Source organism: Sphingomonas sp. PP-CE-1A-559 (assembly GCF_004340965.1).
Lineage (GTDB): Bacteria > Pseudomonadota > Alphaproteobacteria > Sphingomonadales > Sphingomonadaceae > Sphingomonas.
The window spans coordinates 131,809-152,751 of the sequence record NZ_SLYA01000004.1 but is presented as its reverse complement, the minus strand read 5'-3'; the positions used below and the strand labels follow the sequence as shown (position 1 = coordinate 152,751).

At 65.5% G+C, this 20,943-nt stretch carries 15 protein-coding genes and 1 riboswitch; of the genes, 8 read left to right on the top strand and 7 right to left on the bottom strand.

All coding sequences use genetic code 11. The features are described 5' to 3' along the window. Nucleotides 1-9 precede the first annotated feature (9 nt). From manD to C8J42_RS14145, 4 genes are read left to right on the top strand one after another with little or no spacing between them, the layout of a single operon-like run. Nucleotides 10-1,221: a D-mannonate dehydratase ManD gene (gene manD, locus C8J42_RS14160; protein ID WP_133020580.1), complete on the top strand. Its 1,212-nt coding sequence runs from the start codon at nucleotides 10-12 to the stop codon at nucleotides 1,219-1,221. After that, a complete protein-coding gene (locus C8J42_RS14155) occupies nucleotides 1,215-2,504 on the top strand; it encodes an MFS transporter (protein WP_243644473.1) in 1,290 nt (429 codons plus the stop codon). Before manD ends, C8J42_RS14155 begins: the two co-directional genes overlap by 7 nt. Then, entirely contained in the window at nucleotides 2,501-3,913 is a 1,413-nt protein-coding gene (gene uxaC / locus C8J42_RS14150; protein ID WP_133020579.1) for a glucuronate isomerase, read from the top strand. The genes C8J42_RS14155 and uxaC overlap by 4 nt, the downstream gene beginning before the upstream one ends. Then, complete coding sequence (locus C8J42_RS14145; protein WP_133020578.1) at nucleotides 3,910-4,965, top strand: SMP-30/gluconolactonase/LRE family protein; 1,056 nt, start codon at nucleotides 3,910-3,912, stop codon at nucleotides 4,963-4,965. Before uxaC ends, C8J42_RS14145 begins: the two co-directional genes overlap by 4 nt. Before the next feature lie 228 nt (nucleotides 4,966-5,193). On the opposite strand, the gene C8J42_RS14140 is transcribed toward C8J42_RS14145, so the two are convergent. The 3 genes from C8J42_RS14140 to C8J42_RS14130 form a co-directional block, all read right to left on the bottom strand. Next, on the bottom strand, nucleotides 5,194-8,187 hold the full coding sequence (locus C8J42_RS14140) for a TonB-dependent receptor (protein WP_133020577.1): 2,994 nt from the start codon (nucleotides 8,185-8,187) through the stop codon (nucleotides 5,194-5,196). 203 nt (nucleotides 8,188-8,390) lie between these two features. Then, complete coding sequence (locus C8J42_RS14135) at nucleotides 8,391-9,122, bottom strand: FCD domain-containing protein (RefSeq protein WP_133020576.1); 732 nt, start codon at nucleotides 9,120-9,122, stop codon at nucleotides 8,391-8,393. Continuing rightward, nucleotides 9,112-10,458: a gluconate:H+ symporter gene (locus tag C8J42_RS14130; RefSeq protein WP_133020708.1), complete on the bottom strand. Its 1,347-nt coding sequence runs from the start codon at nucleotides 10,456-10,458 to the stop codon at nucleotides 9,112-9,114. The genes C8J42_RS14135 and C8J42_RS14130 overlap by 11 nt, the downstream gene beginning before the upstream one ends. 285 nt (nucleotides 10,459-10,743) lie before the next feature. Here C8J42_RS14130 and C8J42_RS14125 point away from each other — a divergent pair, with 285 nt between their 5' ends. Next, nucleotides 10,744-11,001 (top strand): LuxR C-terminal-related transcriptional regulator, encoded by a 258-nt coding sequence (locus C8J42_RS14125; RefSeq protein WP_243644443.1) that lies wholly within the window; start codon nucleotides 10,744-10,746, stop codon nucleotides 10,999-11,001. An 87-nt stretch (nucleotides 11,002-11,088) separates the two neighbouring features. Continuing rightward, nucleotides 11,089-14,118: a glycosyl hydrolase family 28-related protein gene (locus tag C8J42_RS14120; protein WP_133020575.1), complete on the top strand. Its 3,030-nt coding sequence runs from the start codon at nucleotides 11,089-11,091 to the stop codon at nucleotides 14,116-14,118. 17 nt (nucleotides 14,119-14,135) lie between these two features. On the opposite strand, the gene C8J42_RS14115 is transcribed toward C8J42_RS14120, so the two are convergent. From C8J42_RS14115 to C8J42_RS14105, 4 genes are all read right to left on the bottom strand, one after another. Further along, nucleotides 14,136-15,341 carry an MFS transporter gene (locus tag C8J42_RS14115; RefSeq protein WP_207897136.1) on the bottom strand — a complete coding sequence of 402 codons (1,206 nt, stop codon included), beginning with the start codon at nucleotides 15,339-15,341 and terminating at the stop codon, nucleotides 14,136-14,138. A gap of 97 nt (nucleotides 15,342-15,438) precedes the next feature. Continuing rightward, nucleotides 15,439-16,866 (bottom strand): deoxyribodipyrimidine photo-lyase, encoded by a 1,428-nt coding sequence (locus tag C8J42_RS14110; protein ID WP_243644441.1) that lies wholly within the window; start codon nucleotides 16,864-16,866, stop codon nucleotides 15,439-15,441. Between the two features lie 110 nt (nucleotides 16,867-16,976). Next, nucleotides 16,977-17,108: a hypothetical protein gene (locus tag C8J42_RS20650; RefSeq protein ID WP_279388751.1), complete on the bottom strand. Its 132-nt coding sequence runs from the start codon at nucleotides 17,106-17,108 to the stop codon at nucleotides 16,977-16,979. Nucleotides 17,109-17,248: 140 nt separating this feature from the next. After that, nucleotides 17,249-17,650 (bottom strand): GNAT family N-acetyltransferase, encoded by a 402-nt coding sequence (locus C8J42_RS14105; RefSeq protein WP_133020573.1) that lies wholly within the window; start codon nucleotides 17,648-17,650, stop codon nucleotides 17,249-17,251. Nucleotides 17,651-17,835: 185 nt separating this feature from the next. On the opposite strand from C8J42_RS14105, the gene C8J42_RS14100 reads away from it, so the two are divergent. Together C8J42_RS14100 and C8J42_RS14095 are read left to right on the top strand one after the other, a co-directional pair. Continuing rightward, nucleotides 17,836-18,171, top strand: coding sequence for a hypothetical protein (locus tag C8J42_RS14100; protein ID WP_133020572.1), 336 nt, complete (start codon nucleotides 17,836-17,838; stop codon nucleotides 18,169-18,171). A 299-nt stretch (nucleotides 18,172-18,470) separates the two neighbouring features. Further along, a riboswitch (TPP riboswitch) is annotated at nucleotides 18,471-18,580 on the top strand. A gap of 71 nt (nucleotides 18,581-18,651) precedes the next feature. Beyond that, entirely contained in the window at nucleotides 18,652-20,943 is a 2,292-nt protein-coding gene (locus C8J42_RS14095) for a TonB-dependent receptor (protein WP_133020706.1), read from the top strand.

The following is a 20,943-nucleotide window of genomic DNA, read 5'->3' as shown; positions in this document are numbered from 1 at the left end:
GGACCTGCGATGCCCAAGATCGTTTCCGCCGGCGTCATCGTCACGTCGCCCGGCCGTAATTTCGTCACGCTGAAGATCACGTGCGATGACGGCACCACCGGCCTCGGCGACGCGACGCTCAACGGCCGTGAACTCAGCGTCGCAAGCTACCTGACCGACCATGTCGTGCCATGCCTGATAGGCCGTGACGCGCACCGGATCGAGGACGTCTGGCAGTATCTCTACAAGGGCGCCTACTGGCGGCGCGGCCCTGTGACGATGGCGGCGATCGCTGCGGTCGACACGGCGTTGTGGGACATCAAGGGCAAGCTCGTGGGGATGCCGGTGTACCAGTTGCTCGGCGGCGCGGCGCGCGATGCGTGCATGGTCTACGCGCACGCCAACGGCACGACGATCGAAGATACGATCGCGGTCGCGAAGGCCGAGCAGGCCAAGGGGTACAAGGCGATCCGGCTGCAATGCGGCGTGCCGGGGCTCGCCTCGACCTACGGCGTCGCCAAGCACGGCGCGCGCTACGAGCCCGCCGACGCCGACCTACCCAGCGAGAGCGTGTGGTCGACCGAGAAATACCTCCGCGTCGTCCCCGAACTGTTCAAGGCCGCGCGCGAGGCGATGGGCTGGGACGTCCACCTGCTCCACGACATCCACCACCGGCTGACGCCGATCGAGGCGGGGCGGCTGGGCAAGGCGCTGGAGCCGTATAATCTTTTCTGGATCGAGGACCCGACGCCGGCCGAGAACCAAGAGGCGTTCAAGCTGATCCGCCACCACACGACGACGCCGATCGCGGTCGGCGAGGTGTTCAATTCGATCTGGGACGCGAAGGACCTGATCCAGAACCAGCTGATCGACTATATCCGCGCGACCGTCGTGCATGCGGGTGGCATCACGCATCTGCGCCGGATCGCTTCGCTTGCGGATTTGTATCAGGTGCGGACCGGGTGCCACGGCGCGACCGACCTGTCGCCGGTGGCGATGGCGGCGGCGCTGCATTTCGGGCTGTCGGTGCCAAATTTCGGCGTGCAGGAGCATATGCCGCACACCGACGAGACCGATGCGGTGTTCCCGCACGCATACAGTTTCGACGACGGCATGATGCATCCGGGCGAGGCGCCGGGGCTCGGCGTCGACATCGACGAGGATCTTGCCGCGACCTACGACTACAAGCGCGCCTATCTCCCGGTCGCGCGTCTCGAGGATGGCACGCTGTGCAACTGGTGAACGGGGCCGCTACTCCAGCGACCGAAAAACCGCGCGGCAAAGTGCGGTGGATCGTCTGCGCGCTTTTGTTCGCCGCCGTCGCGCTCAGCTATATCGACCGGCTCGTCTTGCCGGTGCTCAAGCCCGAACTCCAGGCACGCTACAACTGGAGCGAGCAGGGCTATGCCGATCTCGCGATCGCGTTCCAGGCCGCGTACGGCATCGCTTATGTCCTGTTCGGGCGGTTCGTCGACCGGGTCGGCGCCAAGATCGGCTATGCGGTCGCGGTGACGCTGTGGACGATCGGGCATGTCGCGCATGCGCTGTTCACCAGCGCCGGCATGATGATCTTCGCGCGCATCCCGCTCGCGATCGGTGAGGCCGGCGCATTCCCAGCCGCGCTGGCTGCTGCGAACGAATGGTTTCCGCAACGCGAGCGTGCGCTGGCGATCGGCATCTTCAACGCGGGCTCGAACGTCGGCGCGATCCTCACCCCGTTGATCGTGCCGGTGATCGCCGTGACGTTCGGCTGGCGGATGGCGTTCATCGCGACCGGCGCGCTGACCGTGCTCTGGCTGGTCACCTGGCTCGCCTTCTACCGGTCGCCGCGCAAGCATCCGCGCGTCACCCCTGAGGAACTGGCGTGGATCGAGGCCGATCCCGTGCCCGCCGCCAAGCCTGTTCGCTGGCGCACGCTGCTGCGCTTGCGACAGACCTGGGCGTATATGCTCGGTCGGTTCCTGATCGATCCGGTGTGGTGGACTTTCCTGTTCTGGCTGCCCGATTTCTTCAACCGGCAATACGGTGTGAAGATGCTCGATTTCGGCCCGCCGCTGGTCGCCGTGTACGTGCTGGCGGATGTCGGATCGGTCGCTGGCGGCTGGTTCTCGTCGCGGCTGCTGGCACGCGGCCAGACGCCGAACCGCGCGCGCAAGACCGCGCTGTTCGCCTGCGCGCTGTTCGCGCTACCAATCATCTTCGCCGCGCAGGCACCGGGATTGTGGTGGGCGGTCGCGGCGATCGGACTGGCTTGCGCATGCCACCAGGGTTTTTCCGCCAACGTGTACGCGATCCCCGGCGACCTGTTCCCACGCGGCATGGGCGGATCGGTGATCGGTCTCGGCGGGCTGGCGGGCGCATGCGGCGGCATGCTGATGGCCAAGTTCGCTGGCACGATCCTCGCCGGCGTCGGCAGCTACGGCCCGATTTTCGCGGTCGCCGGATGCGCCTATCTCGTCGCGTTGCTGGTTATCCACCTGCTCGTACCGCACTATACTCCCGTCGATCCGGAACGCCTCGCATGACCCATCCGCTACGCCTCCACCCCGACCGCCTGTTTCCCAGCGAAGGCCGTACCCGTGACATCGCCCGTGCGCTTCATGCGGGGGTGAAGGACCTGCCGATCGTCAGTCCGCATGGTCACACCGATCCGGCATGGTTCGCGCGGAACGAAGCGTTCAGCGATCCCGCCTCGCTGCTGATCGTTCCCGATCACTACGTGTTCCGGATGCTCTACAGCCAGGGCGTGCCGCTCGACGCGCTCGGCGTACCGACGGTCGATGGCAGCCCGACCGAGAGCGATCCGCGGAAGATCTGGAACATCTTCGCGGCGAACTACCATCTGTTCCGCGGCACGCCGTCGCGGATGTGGCTCGACTGGGTGTTCGCCGAAGCGTTCGGAATCGACGTGCGCCTCGAACCCGCGACTGCGGACCTTTACTACGACACGATCGACGCGGCGCTGAAGACGCCCGAATTCCGCCCGCGCGCGCTGTTCGACCGGTTCGGCATCGAACTGATCGCTACGACAGAGAGCCCGCTCGACCCGCTCGAACACCATGCCGCGATCCGCGCGAGCGACTGGAACGGCCGTGTCGTCACCGCCTATCGCCCCGACCCGGTCGTCGATCCCGAGACGCCAGGCTTCGCCGCCAACGTCCGCCGTTTCGGCGAGACCGCGAACGCGGATGTCGGCAGCTATGCGGGCTATCTCGCGGCACATCGCTTCCACCGCGCGCGCTTCCGTGATGCGGGTGCGACCTCGACCGATCACGGTCACCCGTCAGCTGCGACGGCGGACCTGACGCCCGCCGAAGCCGAGGCACTCTATGCGCGCGTCATGGCGCAGCCGACCGCGGCGGAGGCCGAACTCTTCCGCGCGCAGATGCTGACCGAGATGGCGGCGATGTCGGTCGAGGACGGTATGGTGATGCAGCTTCACCCTGCCGTCTCGCGCAGCCACAACGCCTCGGTGCTGGCACGTTTCGGCCGCGACAAGGGCGGCGACATCCCGCTGCCCGGCGAATTCGTCCGCGCGCTGAAACCATTGCTCGACCGGTTCGGCAACGACCCCCGGCTCACGCTGATCCTCTTCACGCTGGACGAGGACACCTACTCGCGCGAACTCGCCCCGCTCGCCGGGCATTATCCGTCGCTGCGGCTCGGCCCGCCCTGGTGGTTCCACGATAGCCCGGAGGGCATGCGCCGGTTCCGCGAACGCGCGACCGAGACCGCCGGCTTCTACAACACGGTCGGCTTCAACGACGACACCCGCGCCTTCCTGTCGATCCCCGCGCGGCACGACGTCGCGCGCCGGATGGACTGCGCGTTCCTCGCGAAACTCGTCGCCGAACACCGGCTCGAAGAGGATGAAGCGCACGAGGTCGCCCGTGCGCTTGCCTACGACCTCGTCAAGCAAGCCTATCGACTATGAAGCAGCCCGTCCTCGAGCGTTGCGCGAAGGAAGCGTTCCAGCCGGGACGTCGCGACATTCTTTTCGGAGCGATGGCGATGGTCGCCGCGCCTGCTTTTGGTGCTGGAGCCGCCGCCGAGCCGCGTATCCAGCGTTTGTCGCCCGCGTTCGACCGAATGGTCGCGCCGGGCACGCGGGTCGAGACGATCGCGACCGGCATTCGCTGGGCGGAGGGGCCGGTATGGGTGGAAGCCGGCCAATATCTGCTGTTCTCCGATCCTCCTGCCAATATCGTCCGTCGCTGGCGCAAGGGTGGACCGGCCGTGCCGTTCCTCGATCCGTCGGGGGCAGGAGGCACCGATCCGAAGCTCATCCGCGAACCGGGCGCGAACGGACTTGCGCTCGACCGTACGGGCCGGTTGTTGATCGCGAACAGTGGTGGGCGCTCGATCGACCGGGTCGATCTGGTTACGCGGCGACGCGAGGTGGCGATCGACCGGTATCAGGGCAAGCGGTTCAACAGCCCGAACGACATGCATGTCGCGCGCGACGGGACGATCTACTTCACTGATCCGCCTTACGGCTTGACCGAAGGCGATACCTCGCCGCTGAAGGAAATGTCGGTGAACGGCGTCTATCGGCTGCGTCCCGGTGGCGTGGTCGAACTGCTCGAGGGCGGCCTGACGCGACCGAACGGCATCGCGCTGTCGCCCGACGAGACGCGACTCTACGTATCGGTGTCGGACGAAATCGCACCCCGGATCATGGTCTACGATCTCGATGCCAAGGGCGTGCGCAATGCCCGGGTGCTGCTCGATGCTAAGGCGATGAAGGCGCGGGGCGGGGCGGGGCTGCCCGACGGCATGAAGGTCGCGCGGGACGGGACGCTGGTGTGCTCGGTGCCCGGCGGAATGATGTTCATGACGCCCGATGCGGAGCCGCTCGCGCTGGTGTCGACTGGCGCGCCCATCGCCAACTGCGCGTTCGGGGAACGGGGGCGGGCGTTATACATGACCGCCAACGACCGCGTCCTGCGCCTGCCGCTCCGTGCGGGTTGGCAAAGCGAGGGCTGATTGCGGCAACTAGGCGGGGCTTGCACCCGTCGCGAAAGAACCTCCCCGGCGAAGGCCGGGGCCCAGGTGGGGAACGAAGGTAACGACGGACGCGCCTCCGTTACGTTGACCTTCCCAACTGGACCCCGGCCTCCGCCGGGGAGGGGGACGCTTTGAAATCGATCGGTTTATACGGGTCCTGCGGCGCTACTGTTCCCCCGGTAGCAATGGCTACCGGGGAGAGGTCGATTAGAACCGGGCGCGGACGCCCAGGCGGTAGAAGCGGCCGAGCGTGTCGTACAGTGCCGGGTTCACGTCGAGGCCGGTGTTGGTCTGCGGCGCGGGCTCTGGGTCGTGATCGAACAGATTGTCGACCTTGAAGAACATGCTGACCTGCTTGGTCAGGTTCACCGAACCGCCGAGGTCGATGTAGAAGGCACCCTTCATCTTGTTATAGTCGATGGTCGGGTGGTTGGCGGTCGAGACCGGGCAAGCGCTGGTGCAGACGACATATTGATTGCCGAACACGCCGTCCGAGAACCAGCGCTCCTGCAGGTTGAGGCTGAAGACGTCGTTGTCGTAGCTCTGCGTCGCCAGCCATTTCCAGTCCGGCGTCGCGCCGTTGTTGGCTCCGGCCTGGTCGACGACGTCAACGCCGGCGATCCCTGCGTCGACGAGGAACTCCTTCACATGCGTACCCAGCACGCGGAGCGTGAAGTTGCCAGGAATGCCGAGCGGCTTTTTCCACTGATAGCTCGCCTCGATGTCGAACCCGCTGGTCTTCCACGATGCCAGATTGAACGGCTGGACGTTGATGAAATTGCCGCCCTGGGTCGGGCTGTTCAGCACGAAGCCTCCGCAGAACGCCTGATTGCCCTCGAAGCAGAAGCGGACGATCTGGTCGGGCGACAGTGTCGAGACGACGCCGTCGAGCTTGATCTTGTAGTAATCGAACGACAGACCGAGACCCGGTGCCCATGACGGGTGTGACAGGACGATACCGACCTCGGTATTGCGCGCGATTTCCGGCGTCAGATCTGGGTTACCGACGGTGTTCTGGAACGCCTGCACGCCGCTACCGGAAAAGGGATTGGTAAAGTTCGGCAGCGTAGTGACGGTCGGTGCGGCAAACAGTTCGGACAGGTTCGGCGCGCGGACGTCGCGCGACGTGACGGCGCGCAACCGGATACCGTCCAACGGCGTATCCCAAGTGCCGCCGGCCTTCCACGCCCAGACCGTGCCCGACGTTGAGTAGTGCGTCACGCGACCGGCGCCGTTCAGGTTGGCACGACCGATGGCTTCGCTGTTGAACAAGGGCAGGTTGAGTTCGAGGAACCCCTCATACACCTCGTACTTGCCGCGGCCGTTCTTATAGTTGCCGGCTGCCCAGTTACTGCCCAGCGCAGAATTCAACAGCGGATCGGCAGGATAGGCGGTGCTGTTGGGGCTAAGTGCGGTTACGCCCGCACCATAGGGATCGCCGTGGACACGGTAGAATTCGCGACGATACTCGCCACCGAAGGCAACCGCCAACGGCCCGGCCCACAGGTTGAGCGGCTCGCCGGAGAAGTTGAGGCTGGCGACGTCCTGCGTCAGCTTGGTGCGCTGGAGCGGTCCGTTGGCAGGCGTGACATAGGCGAGCGCCGATGCCGATGGCACCGCACCGCCGAAGATGTTGATTGGCTGGCATCCGGCGGCGCGCGCGACCGGGTCGGCGCAGACAATCGCGCCGTTCAGCGTGATCGCGTTGGTCGCCGCGACATAGCGGGGCTGCAACACGGTGTTGTCGACGTCGATCGCCGCCTTTGTGATGCCGTGCTCGTAATATGCATCGTAGGTCCAGGGCGTGCTGCCGATCTCGAATTTGCCCTTCAGGCCGCCGACGAAACGGTATTGGCGCCGGTCCGTCTGGACCAGCGGATCGGGGAAGCTGCCGTTGCTGGTACCGAAGTTGAACTGCGTGATCCCTGGAGTCCCGGTAGCGGGATTTATCGCCGTCGCACACCGATCCCGCACCAGCTGCGGCAGGAAGGGGTTGGCGCATTGCACGGTCAGGTTCGGGCGATTGTACCCCGGGCTCGGCTGGTTGCTGGTCTTCACCTGCGCGACGTTGACGGTGACATAGGCCTCGTTGTTTTCGGCAAAGTCGAAGCCGATCCGCCCGAAGCCGTTGAGCCGTTCCAGCGAAGATTTGAGTGATGCGCCCGAGCCCGGCGCGCCCGACAGGTCGCCGCCGACGCAGAAGCTGTTGGCGGGGAAGCAGTTGGTGACGCCGCCGGTGCCGGTCGGACGACCGTTCGAGCCATAGTTGAAATTATACGGCGCGCCGTTCTGGTCGAACGCGATGCCCTGTAACGGGCCGTTGTTGATCAGGCCGAAGCGCGCATATTGATAAGGCTGGGCATAGTCGCGGTAGTTGAACTGCGGCAGGCCGTTGTTCGTTTGTCCGGTGTTGACGAGCGTAGTGGCTCGGTACCAGTCGCGACCCTTGGCGAGGTCGGTGCCGAAATCGCCCGGGCCGACGCCGTCCTCGTCGTCATATTCGCCGCTGACGATCAGGTGCAGCTTGTCGCCGAACAGCGCGGTGCCGAACGCGGCCTGGACCAGGCCTTGCTTGTCGTCGCCGTAATTGGTGATGCCGCCCTGGACGTTCGCCTTGAAGCCCTTGAAGCGCGTGTCGGTGATGAAGTTGACCACGCCGCCCACCGCGTCCGAGCCGTAGGAGGCGGATGCGCCGCCGGTGACGACGTCGACGCGCTTGACCAGCAACTGCGGGAACATGCTGATGTCGGGTACGCCGGAGACGTTGGCGCCGACGACGCGCTGGCCGTCGAGCAGGGTCAGCGTACGGATCGGGCCGAGGCCGCGGAGCGAGAAGGAGCTCAGTCCTTGCGTACCGCTGGACGTGCTGAACGTGCCGGTGGAGGCGCCGGTCGAACCCTGCAGCGACGGCAGCTGCGCGACCGCGTTGAAGATATTGGGCTGTGCGTTCTTGAGGATCTGGTCCTCGCCGATCACGGTTGTCGGCGTCGGTGCGTTGTAGCCGCTCGAGACGATGCGCGACCCTGTGACGACGATGTCCTTGTCCGGCGCGGCCTGCTCTTCTGCAGCGGTCTGCGGGGTCAGCGTCTGAGGCGGCGCTGCCGGATCGGCCGATTGAGTCGAAGCGGGCAGGTCGGACGGCGGGGCAATTGTCTGGGCTGCGGCAGGGGCGCAGAGCAACGCGGTGGCCAGCACGATCATGCTGGTTGCGTTAACATTGAAAGATCCGACTGACCGTCGACTGCGCGTAACCTTGTTCATCCGTCCATCCCCTTGTCGCACGTAGCGCGTGCCGTGGTCCGGCTTGGCGACGTGTCATTCTTGTCGTTCTCTACGATATACTGAGCGCGGTATCATCTACGACCATGGTCGCAGGCGCGGCGCGTGAGCCGAAGCCTGATGCGTCAGGGCATCAGGCGCTTGCGGCCTTGCGAGAGATGCCAGCGCATCGCCAGCGCCGCGCCGTCCGCATCCTGCGCGCGGATGGCTTCGACGATCGCGTCGTGCTCGTCCATCATCGCCTTGATCACTTCCGGCGCACGCGACCGCGAGATGTCGACCCCGGCGCGGAGGATCCGCATCACCGCATCCTGGAGGTGATCGAAGACCGGCAGGAACGCGGCGTTGGCGGTCGCCTCGGCGATCGCGCGGTGCAGCACCCAGTCCTCGTCATGCGCCGGCGCGTTCGACAGCAACGCGGTGCGCAATGCCTCCAATGCGTGTTCGATCGCGTCCATCTGGTGGTGCGACCGGCGTTGTGCCGCGAGCCGCGCCGCTTCCGCCTCCAGTACGAAGCGGACTTCGTAGGTGCCGAGCGTCGCCGCGATGTCGGCCATCTGCATGTGCGACCCGAGCCGCTCCGACGGTCGCCGCTTGACGTAGGATCCCGCACCGCGCCGCGCCTGCGTGATGCCGTCGGACGCGAGCCTCGCCAGCGCCTCTCGGACGATCGTGCGGGACATGCCGAACATCGTCGCCAGCTTGTCCTCGGCCGGAAGCCGGTCGCCGACCGCGAGATGCTCGTCGAGGATGATCTGGACGATCGCTGTATAGGCGCGATCCGCCAGCCTTATGCCGTTCGCGGCGGGCTTGTCCGGGACGATCGGCGGCGGGGTGCTCGGAGTTTCAGATGACATGGCTGAGCGCCAGGACGAACGCGAGGCCGACCACCGAGATCGACGTTTCCAGCATCGACCAGGTGCGGAACGTGTCCGCGGTGCTGGTGCCGACATAGCTTTTGACGAGCCAGAAGCCGGGATCGTTGACGTGGCTGAAGAACACGGAGCCCGCGCCGATTGCGAGCACGACCAGTTCGGGCGATACGCCGGAACTTGCGACCACGCCCGGCATGATGCCGACCGCGGTGATCGTCGCTACGGTAGCCGAGCCAGCCGCCAGGCGTATGCCGACCGCGACCAGCCAGCCGAGCAGCAGCGGCGAGATCGAATACATCAGTACCGTGCGCGCCAGCAGGTCGGACAGGCCTGCGGTCACCAGCACCTGCTTCAATGCGCCGCCCGCGCCGATCGCCAGCAGGATCGCGCCCGCGGCGCCCATCGTCTCGTGCCACACCGCGTTCTGGATCGCAGCCTCGCGCAGCCGGCGGCCGAACAGCAGCGGGAGCGCGATCAGGTTGGTCAGCAACAGCGCGACGACCGGGTTGCTCGCCGCGACCAGCCATGCGGCTCCTTTCATGCCCGGGATCATCTGGCCCAGCTCGCCGGTCGCGATCATCAGCACCGGCAGCAGCACGATCAACAGCGACCACAGCCGTGGCGGCGGGGCGATGCCGAGCCCCGGATCATGCAACACCGGCGCTTCCAGCCGCACGCCGCGCGTGGTGAACTTCGCGAGCAGCGGACCGGAGATGATCGCCGTCGGGATGGCGATCGCGATGCCGTAGAGCATCGTCTTGCCGAGGTTGGCGCCCAGTGCCTCGACCGCCAGCAACGGGCCGGGGTGAGGCGGGACGAGCGCGTGGACCACGCCGAGCCCTGCCAGCGCCGGCATGATAAGCCTCAGTTTCGCGGCATCGCGCTCCGCACCGTCCTTGCCGGTCATCTCCTCGGCGGCCGCGACGACGATCGGCAATAGCAGGACGAGGCCGGTCTCGAAGAAAAGCGGAAGGCCTACAACGATCGCGATGCCCAGCGTCGCCCATGGTGCCGCTTGCTTGCCGGTCAGCTGCAAGGCGCCTTTGGCAAGCGACGCCGCGGCGCCGGACAGATGCAGCATCGCGCCGAGCGACAGGCCGAGCGCGACCACCAGCCCCGTGCCGCCGATGATGTCGCCGACCCCCTTCTGCACCGCCTTGGCGACGTCGGGGAGGGGAAGTCCGGCGAGCAGACCGACGGTGAACGCGCCGCACAACAGGCCGATAAAGGGGTGGAGTCGACCGCGAACGATCATCAGGACGGCAAGGAATATCCCCGCGAGTGCAGCGATCACGAGTCGCATGTCGGGGCTGATCATCGGCATGCGGGTCGCAGTTGCGCGCGCTCGTCCAGTGCTCGTGACATCACGCCCCTCCCGTTGGTCGGCGGCGCCTTCGCCTGCCGATATGATGGCAGATCTGTACGACAGGTCTTTTCGATCTGACAACAAAAAAGGCTTGATTGCGTCCGATCGCACGGCCCATAGTCAAAATCTGTCCAACTGAATCCGCGTAACGGATCACTGGATCAACAGCGACAGCCACCGCGTCTCGGCCACCCATCGGCCGCTACGACTTCGGCCGGCGCACAGGGAGGGATGACCATGGAACGGCCTGGATACGATACGCATCAAGCTTCGGTCGCGACCACTGCCGCGTCGTGCGCCGCGTCGCCGCGCCTGACGCCGACGCAGATCAGGGTCCTTCGCGGGGTCCATTCGGGTCTGCTCAACAAGCAGATCGCCTTCGATCTGGGCATCGCCGAGGCTACCGTGAAGGTTCACATGACCGCCCTTATGCGCAAGCTGAACGTCCGCAACCGGACGCAGGCCGCGATCGTCGCGCAGACGCTGGCGATCTGACACTTGCCTTCGAATACGACCTTCGTCGCAGATGAAGCTGGCCTCCACGAACGGTAGGACTGCTGTCCTGATAACGGGAGACGGACGATGGTTGCGAAATGGCTGCTCTGCGGAACGGCGCTTCTTGTCGCCAGCCCGGCCGTTGCAAAGACCGTGGCTGCAAAGACGGCGGCGCCAACCAAGTCGGTCTCGGTCTATCTCAGCCAGCCCAATGATCCGCAGGCGGTAACCGTCAAGGGCGTCGGCGATGGCCGCGCGGACGATAGCGCGGCGATCCAGCAGGCGATCGACGCGGCGGCGGCTGGGGGTCATGGCGGCGTCGTGTTCTTGCCGTCGGGACGCTACCGGATCACCCGCACGATCTTCATCCGGTCCGCCGTCCGCGTCTTCGGCGTCGGCGCGACCCGCCCGGAGATCGTTCTCGCCGACAATAGCGCGGGCTTCGGATCCGGCGTGGCGGCGATGGTCAGTTTTACCGGCGAGGACCAGTATCGCGTCGGCAAGGCACCCGTACCGCCACGCACCAGCGTGCCGTTCGATCCGGCGATCTTCGACGCGACCTCGAGCACCTTCTATTCCACGCTGTCCAACGTCGATTTTCGGATCGGCGACGGCAATGCCGGTGCGGTCGCGGTGCGCTTCCGAGTCGCACAGCACGGCTATCTTCGGCACGTCGACTTCCATATCGGATCGGGTCTCGCCGGCGTCTATCAGGCGGGCAACGAGTTCGAGAATCTGCGCTTCTACGGCGGTCGCTACGGCATCATGTCGGAGAAGACGTCGCCCGCGTGGCAGTTCACATTGCTCGATTCGGAGTTCCAGGGCCAGCGCGACGCGGCGATCCGCGAGCATGAGGTCGACCTGACTCTCGTCAACGTCGCGATCCGCGATACGCCCGTCGGGATCGAGATCGACCGCGGTTATTCGGATTCGTTCTGGGGTAAGGACGTCCGGTTCGAGAACGTATCGCAGGCGGGCATCGTCGTTTCGGCGGAGAACAGCGTCTTCACGCAGATCGGCTTCGACAATGCGGTCGCCAGCAATACGCCGACCTTCGCGCGCTTCCGCGACAGCGGCAAGACGATCGCCGCCGCGGGGCCGACCTACCGGGTCGCCGACTTTTCCTACGGCCTGAAGCTCGCGGGCCTCGGCACGATCGGCGAATATGCGACCGACGTCTCGATCGCGCCGCTCGCACGCCTTCCTGCCCGACGCGCGCCGGCGATCCGGGCCATGCCGGCCGTGCGCGAATGGGCGAACGTGCATGATTTGGGCGTCAAAGGTGACGATACCACCGACGATACCGCAGCCTTGCAGCGCGCGATCGACACCCACCGTGTGCTGTATCTTCCGGTCGGTCGCTACCGCGTCACCGACACGCTGAAGCTGCGGCCCGACAGCGTGCTGATCTCGCTGCACCCGAGCCTCACGCATCTCTATCTCCCCGACGAGACGCCGGCCTATATGGGCGTCGGTGGCCCGAAGGCTCTGCTGGAGAGCGCGAAAGGCGGCAACGCTATCGTCTCCGGCCTGGGGCTGTGGACCGGCGGCGTGAACCCGCGTGCGACCGCGCTTCTCTGGAGGGCGGGCGAGGCGTCTATGATCAATGACGTCAAGATCCAGGGCGGCGGCGGCACCGTCCTGACCAAGGGCAGCCCGATCGGATTCGGCGATCCGCGCGCGCGCTTCGATGGCCAGCACCCCAGCATATGGGTGACCGACGGCGGCGGCGGCACGTTCGCGGCGATCTGGTCGCCGAACACGCTGGCATCGGCTGGCTTCCACGTCTCGAACACCAAGACCCCCGGCCACGTCTACGAACTGTCGGCCGAGCATCATTATCGCGCGGAAATCGTACTCGACAACGTCGAGAACTGGGAATTCCTCGCGCCGCAGACCGAGCAGGAGGTGCGCGACGGCGTCGATGCGATCTCCACCGAGATCCGCAACTCGCGCAACATCCTGTTCGCCAATTATCACAGCTACCGCGTCACACGGTCGATCAAGCCGATGGACGCTGCGGTAAAGCTCTACAACTCGGGCGATATCCGTTTCCGCAACGTCCATGTGAACGCCGAAAGCGGGTTCGCGAGCTGCGATGCGAAGGGCTGCGGCACGTATCTGCGCGCGAGCAAGTTCCCGTTCGAGAACACGATCAAGGATATGACTCGCGGGCAGGAAGTGCGCGAACTCGAATTTGCCAAGCTCGATGTGCCGGCCGCACCTGCAACGGCGGTCCAAACCCCGATACCGGCAACGCCCGGCGTCGAGAAGCTGGCCGACGGTTTCTATTCGATCGCCGGCGGTGCGGTCGATGCGCAGGGCAAGCTGTACTTCATCGATCGCCGCTTCCAGCGGATCCATGGCTGGTCGAAGACCGAAGGCCTGTCGATAGTGGCGGAAGCGCCGCTCGACGCGGTGAACCTCGCGGTCGCCAAGTCCGGCGATCTGCTGGTGCTGTCATCGGCCGGGCGAGACGGGACCGTCTACAGCATCGATCCGACCAAGCCCTCCGACGTCAAGGTCATCGCGCCGACCCCAGCCAAGGCGCGACGCGGTGCGGCGACGGTGCTGCCCGTCAACGTCTGGGCGAACGGCGAGTTCGCCGACCGGATCGATCCCACGACGTACCAATATCCACCGCTTGCCGATTTCTTCACCGGCAAGATGGGCGAGGCGAAGGCGCAGGAATATGTCTCGCCCGACGGCTCGCTGGTACTGCCGGCGTTCCGCGTGTGGAATCAGGGGCCGGACGATCATCAGGGTTGGCGCTGGTCCGATACGCTCGACTCCTATGGGTTCGTCACGGCGCCCCCCGGCGAACGAGTAGTGCTGACCAACGGATCGGAGAACCGCACGTATAGCGGTCTGGTCGGCGACAATGGCCGGGTGACGGACCTCAAGGTCGTCGCACCGCGCGGCGGCGAGAGCGCGGCGCGCGATGCGGCTGGCAACCTGTACGTCGCCAATGGACAGGTGTTCGTCTATCGGCCGGACGGCTCGCTGTTACGCCGTATCGACGTCCCGGAACGTCCGCTGCAACTCGTCATCGGTGGCGCGGATCGTCGTACGCTGTTTATCCTGGCGCACCACGCACTCTACTCTATCGGACTGTAAGCGCGTCGGGCGATCGGTCAGATCGCCCGCTTGCGCCGCACCAGGCTGGCCGTCTGGATCAGCGTCGCCAGTGCGGTCAGTACGATGCCGAGCATGGCCACGCCGAACCAGCCGGCCGCGGCCCAGGCCTGCGTCGCGGCGGCGGACCCGACCGCGCCGCCCAGGAACATCCCGCCCATAAAGATCGTGTTGAGCCGCGCCCGCGCTTCGGGGCGCAGCGCGTAGACGATGTGCTGGTTGGAGACGAGCGCGCTCTGGACGGCGAAATCGAGTACGATGACACCGACGACCATGCCTGTGATCGACGTCCACACGCCGAACAGGATCCACGATACCAGCGTCAGCGCGGCGCCGAGCGCGATCACCATATGCGGTCCCTTTCGATCCGCGTACCGCCCGGCGATCGGTGCGGCGAAGATGCCGACTGCGCCGACGATGCCGAACAGGCCCGCGACGTCGGCGCCCAGCGCATAGCGCGGCTCCTGAAGTCTGAGCGCGAGGATCGTCCAGAACGCGGTGAACGCGGCGAAGATCAGCGACTGGGTGACGGTCGCCAGCCGCAATGCGCCGAACTCGCGCCATAGCCCCACGAGCGAGCGGAGAAGACCGCCATAGGATAGCGTCGCCGCTGGCTGGCTGCGGGGCAGCTTGATCGCCATCCAGAGGCCGACCGCGAGCGCCATCGGCACGCCCAGCCAGAACATCTCACGCCAGCCGGCATGCGTGGCGACGAAGCCGGCGAGCGTCCGGCTCAGCAATATTCCGCACAAGAGGCCTGACATGACCGTGCCGACGGTCGCCCCCCGTCGGTCCGGCGCGGCGAGGTTGGCGGCCAGCGGGACGATCTGCTGTGCGACCGTGGAGGCGATGCCGACCAGAAGCGAGGCAGCCACGACGAGTCCAGCGGTGGGCGCGATCGCGGCGGCGACCAGCGCGGCGGCCAAGACGGCGAACTGGATCACGATCAGGCGCTTGCGCTCGACCAAGTCGCCGAGCGGTACGAGGAAGAACAGGCCGGCAGCATAGCCCAGCTGCGTCGCGGTGGGGATCAGCGTGGACAGCTTGCCCGGCAGATCCTTCTCGATCACGCCGAGCATCGGCTGGTTGTAATAGATGTTGGCGACCGCAACGCCGGCAGCGGCGGCCATCGCGAACGTCACGCTGCTCGTCAGGACATAGCCCGTCGTACGGGGTTCCGGGCGATCTTGCGCAGTCGATGTCATGGTCAATTCCGGTGTATGGCGCTGCGCCTGACGGGCGCGCCTTGCTTGCAGGTGAATGGGTCGGGCTGTCGGTAGCGGGCGGCGACGCGCGCTCGGGTTAGATGGGCAGTTCGCCCGTAAGGTAAAGTGCGGACGGCAGGCCCGATGGCAGCGTAGGTTCGGGCGCGGTACGCGTTGCGGCGGTACGAAGCCACTCCGGGCCACCGTCGCGGTGCCGGGTCGAGCCATCTGACCGCGTCGGCACCTTGCCGTAGATCGGCGGCCCGTCGCGGCCGGGCGATCCTGCACCGAACGACGCCGCGATGTTGCCGTAAGTCGACGGATCGCGCCCGTCGAGACTGAGCCGGTCGTTCAGGTAACAGGCAGTCGCCCATGCGGTCTCGGGATCGGGCGTCAGGGCGATGATCCGCTTGGCCCAGTACATCCGCAGATTATTGTGCATCCAGCCATCGACCAGGAACTGGCGCTGGCAGGCGTTCCAGGTCTCGTCACGCGTGGTGCCGTTGAGCAAATTTGAGAGCGTTTCCACTTCCAGACGAGGGTCAGAAGCGTGCGCTGCGAGCGTTTCGCGGGCCCATTCCGAGACGCGGTCGTAGCGTTCGGGCGAGCGAAGCGCGCGAGCCTGGTAGTGGAACCACTCGCGCCATGTCAGTAGTTCGTCGGCGAATTTGGTCTTGGCGGCAACTGGCGCATTGGCGGCTTCGACTGTGGCCATGACTTCGCGCGGGCCGATCACGCCGAAATGCAGATAGGGCGAGAGCATGCTCGCACCGACCGGTTTGGTCGCATCGTTGCGGGTCGTCGCATAGGTCGGCAGCACCGTGTCCATCAGCCGTTCGAGCTTCGTCAAGGCGCCGTCGCGGCCGGCCGGGAAGTCCGGACTGAGCGCAAGCGAATGATCGATCGCCGCGTTCTTGACCAGCCGGTCCAGGTCGGCGTCGCTGCATGATTCGAGACGATCGGACGTGAAGGGCAGGGGGCCGTCATACGCGGCGATGTCCGCCTGAAGGTCGTCGGTCGCTAGCCAATCCGCACGCACTGCCTCGTGCTTGCGCCGGAACGCGGTGGTCGAGCCGATGCCGTCGCCGAGCAGCGCGGGGGGTACCAGACATGCGGCATTGACCGCGAACATCGCAACTTCGGTGCGGGCGGCGACACGGTCCGATTGCCAGCGCGCGACGAAGGTCGGCTGGTCCTCGACGAACACCGCGGCGCTGTCGGCGGCCAGCCGGTAGACCAGACCCTTCTCGCGAGCGTCGTCGCGGTCGATATGCTGGACGCAAGCGAGGCCGCGCTGGCGGCAGTCGCGCGCCAGATCGCGGCTCGCACCCAGAATGAAGCGGTGAAGGCGATCGGATGCGTAGGGGTAGTCTTCGCGTAGCCCGTGATAGACGAGGACCGGCAGGCCGAGATCGTTGCCGAGACGGATAGCCGCGTCGATCACCGGATTGTCGCGGGCACGCAACGCCTGTTGCAGCCAGCAGAGAACGTAACGCCCGCTTGGTCGGATGTCGGCTGCGTTCATCCGACGAACGCGAGGCGCCTCCGACCAGGATTGTAGCGACGGAACGTTCGAAGCTTGCAGGAATTGCGGTACCATTGTCGCCCAACACGCAGGCTTCGCTCTACGATCCCTTAAGGTCGTGAGTATGCCATTGCATCGAGCGCTTCGGAGATCAGCGCGGCGACGACAGTCTGGCCAAGCGCATCCGCCTCCACCAAGGCATCCTCAAGATGCTCGCGAAGCCGTTGATCGGGATTTAGCATCCGTTGTGGCATATCCGAATATACCGACCGAAACGTCTGACTACAGAAGTCGTCTCTTCTACTAGTCCCGCAAAAATACCACTTCGGCCCATTAATTCCAAAAAGGTATCGCTACCTTACGCAGCGGCCGAATTTTCGAATCATAAATCGCGGTAGTAAAAGATTTCTGGTTCGTCTGCCGGACGTAAGCCGACGATCTGCCCTGCCGGTTGCCAGTTGGTAAGCCTCAAAAGTCCGATTGCTGCGCTGTTGTCGGCACCGGTCGAAATGAAAATCCTGCCGTTCAAGATCGAATTCAGTTCGGCTATCAACGATTGGGCGATGCCGCGGCGGCGATAGTCGGGGTCGACGACCAGTTTATTGACATAGTCCATGCCGATGCATCCCCCTGTCTGCCATGCGACGTATCCCGCGATGACGCCGTCCACCTCGGCTACCAGCATGCGTTGTTCGACGATCTCGGCGATTCGGTCTCCAGGGAAGGAATCGAATGCCATCAACCGGGACAGGTCATGGGGTTCGGCGGCTCGGATCGCGGTCATGCTCTCTCCCTGCTGCCACCGATCGCTGGGTCCAGGTCGGCGGCTTGAAGGGCAGAACGGACGTTCCGGCTGGAAGTCTCACGAGTTGCTTTAGATTATAGAGATTCCTGGTACGTTCTCGCTGCGGGTAGCGGCCGTGCGCGAACGAGTTGCCTGGACCGTGTTCGCGCGGATAAGCTGGCGGAATGGAAAACACCGCACCGCAGCTCGATCTGTTCACCCGCCTCGAAATCGCGATCGAGGAGCGCAACGAGGCCGCCGAAGCCTTCGACGTTTTCAAGCAGGATGCCGTGATGGCACACGCCCCGGCCGCGGGAGCGGAGCCGGCCGTGACGAGCGAGGACGCCGCCGATGCCGCCGCGGGCGAGGTCGACGACTTCAACGCCGAGGTGAACGCGCTGTTGCAGGGCGCGACGGACGCGGAGCTTGCCGGCGCATACGACCAGTCGGGTGGCGAGGTCGGCAACCCGGTGGCCGAGGCGCTGCTGGGAGAGATCAAGCGTCGCGAGGGTCGCGCCTGACTGTGCGACGTCGCCGTTAGCCGGGACATTTCACGGCACGATGAGTCTAAATGCCGCGCTGCAACGTATTTGTCATACCGTTGCGGCGTTGGCGCTCCCTTGCCGACCCGGACGGTGCTCGTTGATCGAGCTGCCAAGGCGGTCGGCCTACCTTGTTTTCACAGCATGTTTTCTGGGTAGGCCGGCCGCTGTGCGCCGTTCTTCGGAATGGTCTTGAGGTTTGCCAGTGCACGACGTGAGGCACTCCAGCCAGATCAACGCGATAGCCCTTTCCACCACCCGCCCAACCGCCTAAGCGGCACGTATCCCCGGGGGGCCGCTGATGTGCGGCTGAGAGGTGGGCAACAGCCCATGACCCGCTGAACCTGATCCGGCTTATACCGGCGTAGGGAGGGTCTGCGGCTGGCCCGTCGTCCCTCCGATTGGAGTGGACGTGACGTTTTTTATTGCTGGTTATTCGTTGTGACGCGCCCGTTTATAGTGCGTGGCCGCCCCGCTCTTCGGGTAGTGCTGACCCTCTCGGCGAGCCTTGCCGCGTCCTGTGCAAGCGCGCAGGTAGCGTCCGAGCCGGTCGAACCCGCCGAAATCCGCGTGGTCGGCAAGCAGGATCCGGCGGGTTTGCTGCCCGACCAGAAGGTGCCGCGCGCGCAGAGTGCGATGTCCGCCGACTTCATCGTCAAGCAGGCGCCGACGCTCAACGCGTTCCAGTTGGTGACGCTGCTGCCCGGCGCGAACGTCGCGTCGAGCGATCCGTACGGCTTGTCGACGAGTTCGAGCCTGACGTTGCGGGGGCTTGGCCAGGACGAGATCGGCGTGCTGATGGAAGGCGCGCCGCAGAACGACATCGGCTATTATTACGCCTATCCGTCGCAGTTCGCCGATCCGGAGAATTTGAAGCGCATCTCGCTCGCGCAAGGCTCGGTCGATATCGATTCGCCGACATTGGGCGGCGCAGGCGGTCTGTTGTCGCTGTCGCTCGACGATCCGAAGGCGCGTCCCGGCGCGCTCGTCGATCTGTCGCTCGGCAGCTACGCGGCGCGGCGCGGCTTCTTCCGGGTCGATAGCGGGACGATCGGCAACACCGGGCTGAAGGCGTTCCTGTCCTATTCCAACACCCGCGCGGACAATTGGCGGGGTGCCGGCTACGATACGCGCCAGCATATCGACGCGAAGATCCTGGGCGAATGGGGCGCCGGCAACCGCGCCAGCCTCGCGCTGTCGTACAACGACGCGAACTCGTCGAGCTATCCGAGTCCGACGCTCGCCGAATGGAACGCGCAGGGTCGCGGCTTCAACTACGACAAGCACTACACGGCGGGGAATACCAACTACTGGCGACTGTACCGCGCGCCGTTCCGCAACCTCTACGCCTCCGCGCCGGTGCACCTGGTGCTGACCGGTCGGCTGGCGCTCGACAGCACCACCTACCTCCAGTTCGGCTACGGCAACTCGCCCTACGGGACGCAGCTGACGACCGAAGGCAATTTCCTCGGCACCGAGGAACTGGCGCAGCCGGTCGCACTGCCCGGTGCGGTTGACGGCGTCGCGACCGTGCTCGGCAATTACACCGGCGACCAGATGCGGACCGGCAACGTCAGCAAGCTTACCTTCAAGACCGGCGCGCATACCCTCACGGCGGGGCTCTGGTTCGACTACGGCACCGACCGCGTCACGCAGTCGTACACTTCGATCGACGATGACGGGCAGCCGACCGACCGCTTGGGCTACCGCGCCAAGGCGATCCGTACCGCCGACGGCCGGCTGCTCGCCTATGAGAACCAGCGCACCGTCACCGTGACGAAAGGCTTTTTCCTCGCCGACAGCATCGCGCTGACGCCGCGGCTGACGATCGATGCCGGGTTCAAGGGCGTCAACGTCCTGCGCAATGGCCGCAATTACCTCCCCGGACCGCAGGACAAGGTCCGCAACGACAGCTTCGCCGCGTTGCCGCGTGCCGCGATCCACTACCGTATCGACGATCGCCAGCAGCTGTTCGCCAACATCACCACCAACTTCCGCACGCCCAACGAGTTCACGCTCTACAACAGCTATTATGGTGGCGAAGTGGTCGGACAGGGGACCAACGCGCTCAAGAACGAATATTCGGTCTCGCAGGAGATTGGCTACCGCTTCATCGGCGAGCAACTCTCTGCCTCGGTGACCGGCTTCCACTACAAGTTCCGCAACCGGCAACTCGCCACCGTGCTCGACCAGGGCGGTGCGCAGGTGACCGCCACCCTCAACGCCGGCGGCCAGACCTCGTACGGCGTCGATGCGGAGATCGACTACCGCCCGGTAGCAGGCGTCAGCCTGTACCTCTCCGGCGAATATCTGCACGCGCGGATCGACGACGATTTGCCTGTCGGCGCGGACTTCCTGCCGACCAGGGGCAAGCACGCGGTGTCCAGTCCGACAGTCCAGTTCGGCGCCGGCGGGATCTATGACGACGGGCGATTCTTCGGGAGCGTCGCGTCGAAATATATCGGCCGGCAATATGCGACCTTCATGAACGACGAACGGATCAAGGGCTATGCGACGCTTGATCTGTCAGTCGGCATGCACCTCGCCGACTGGCTGGACGGCAAGCGCACCGACCTGCGCGTCAACGCGATCAACGTCACCGATCCACACGTCCTCGCCGGCGTCCAGTCGGTCAGCACCAACGCGCAGGACACGATCGGCCGCAACGGCACCGTGATCGCCGGCTCGTCGCCCGCTTATTACATCGGCAGTGGCGCAGCGGTCATGGCGACGATCTCGCGGGCGTTCTGA